The sequence below is a fragment of the Veillonella sp. genome, assembly GCF_019414865.1.
In the GTDB taxonomy this organism is placed as follows: domain Bacteria; phylum Bacillota; class Negativicutes; order Veillonellales; family Veillonellaceae; genus Veillonella.
The window spans coordinates 1-1,897 of record NZ_DXLG01000196.1 but is presented as its reverse complement, the minus strand read 5'-3'; the positions used below and the strand labels follow the sequence as shown (position 1 = coordinate 1,897).

Annotated in this window: 3 protein-coding genes; all 3 read right to left on the bottom strand. The window is 35.2% G+C overall.

Going from position 1 to position 1,897, the window contains the following annotated elements; genetic code table 11:
* Positions 1-70: 70 nt before the first annotated feature.
* On the bottom strand, positions 71-532 hold the full coding sequence (locus QZ334_RS08210; protein ID WP_004695934.1) for a hypothetical protein: 462 nt from the start codon (positions 530-532) through the stop codon (positions 71-73).
* Entirely contained in the window at positions 525-1,328 is an 804-nt protein-coding gene (locus tag QZ334_RS08205) for a DUF3100 domain-containing protein (protein WP_118091262.1), read from the bottom strand. Before QZ334_RS08205 ends, QZ334_RS08210 begins: the two co-directional genes overlap by 8 nt.
* A gap of 96 nt (positions 1,329-1,424) precedes the next feature.
* The coding region (locus tag QZ334_RS08200; RefSeq protein WP_295233559.1) for a hypothetical protein at positions 1,425-1,897 on the bottom strand (473 nt) is incomplete at its 5' end.

Sequence of the window (1,897 nt, the reverse complement as noted above, 5' to 3'; positions counted from 1 at the left end):
ATATCTTATAAAATATAAATCTATAATTATATCTTAACATAGTTTAGACATCTAACATTATGATTTAGTATTAAATTAAACCTTCTAAATGAAGTACTAATTGTGCTAATGCTGTTGCACAGATGAAAGTACCTGCTGTTACAGCTAGTGCAACAGGAATAATACGCCAAGATAATCGACGGAATGCACCAAGGTCTTTACCTAAGGATAAACCTGCATAAGCAAGTACAGGTGTTGTTGTTGCAAGAAATGTAACTTGGCTAGTTTTAGCAATAATCCATTCTTGGCCAGGCATACCTGGTAAGGATGCAATAACACCAACTAAAGATACCCAGAATACCATAGGCAATTTATTAGCATATGGCAAATTAGAGATCAAAGCGCCAATTGTAGCAAGGACTGCCAAAATAGCTACGCCAACTAAACTATCGCTAAATAGATGTTTGCCATCCATTACATTACCTACTGCAGTGATAATAGCAGCAATACAGATAACGATGACAAATTGTGTTAATTTTTCGCTTTTACTCATGACTTGCTGCCTCCTCTGCTAAATCTTGTTCACGTGTACGACCTGTAAAGAAATTGTATGTTTTTTCCATAACAGGTAAAGAAACAAATAGACCAAAGTATACGCCTAGAACGGTAGTTAACAAGTTTGCAGCCCCAGCAAGAGCCATAATTTGTTGTTCATAATCTGGATATACTGCAATAATTGGAGCTGTAGCGGCAGCCATCATACTAGCACTACCTACGCCAGCGCCCATAGCTAATGCCAATGGATGGAACCAACCAGATTGTGCCAACATACCCGCCAATACGGAGGACCACATAGCACCGATAAGAACGCCACAGATGTACATGCCCATAACACCACGGCCCTCTGGAGAGCTAAAGCCAAATTTGTCGATAATAATCGCTACATTCGGTTCACGGTCTACAGAGTAACATGCACCTACTGCTTCGCGACGCATACCTACAAGCAAAGCTACTGGTAACCCAAATACAATAGTACCAAAGAAATGACCAAGCTCTTGTAATAACAATGCCCAGCCTGCACTTGTAAGAATACCAAGATTTGGACCAATACCTAAACCTACTTTTACCATCAAGATCATAACGGCGATGCCGATATAATCAGCAGATTTTTCCATCTGTTTAATAGTAAGAATTTTAAATTTAGGAATAGAAATTAATAAACCTAGAATCAATGTGTACAATAATGGCAATAATACAACAGGACCTAGTTTTTTTATGCCTATAAATTCAGCGACTACGGTTAGTACGAGCGCTAGAAAATGTATTTTGAGATTTCCCAAAAGCTGCATAATGACCTCCTATAAAAACATATAATATAACATTGTTATATTATAAATAATTGTTATCAAAAGTGTCAATTACAGATGTACATTTGTCTATTTGCATTATCTTTTTTCAATCATATAAATACCTTTTTCAGCGTCAATTACCTCAATAACAATATTTTCTATCATTGACGGTTTCACTTTATGAAACCTTTGATCTTGTTCATCATAATAAATGGCCCATTTAGACATACATGCCGGAATAGTGTCACTATAATAATCTTTACCCCTCCAAATAGCATCATCTCTAAAATAACTTAGTCCATCTTTTACTAATTCTGTATCTAAACAAAATTCCCCAGCTAGGCTAATATGATTATCTAATAAAAGATCTCTAAGAATGATAGCTTCATATTCCCAACTTAGAAAACATAAGTATTCAAAGTATCTAAGTGCTATCTTAGGATCCCAACGATTGTTCAAGACCATAGTTTGAAATAACTTATTTACTAACCCATAATCAGAAAATATATAATAGTCATTAGTTAAAAGGAAATCGTATATTTGTTGAATTTCTTGTAAATCTAAAGTTT

Bases quoted from the DNA above. Each gene is read 5' to 3' on its own strand.
- QZ334_RS08205 (WP_118091262.1), bottom strand. From the start codon at position 1,328: ATGCAGCTTTTGGGAAATCTCAAAATACATTTTCTAGCGCTCGTACTA.
- QZ334_RS08210 (WP_004695934.1), bottom strand. From the start codon at position 532: ATGAGTAAAAGCGAAAAATTAACACAATTTGTCATCGTTATCTGTATT.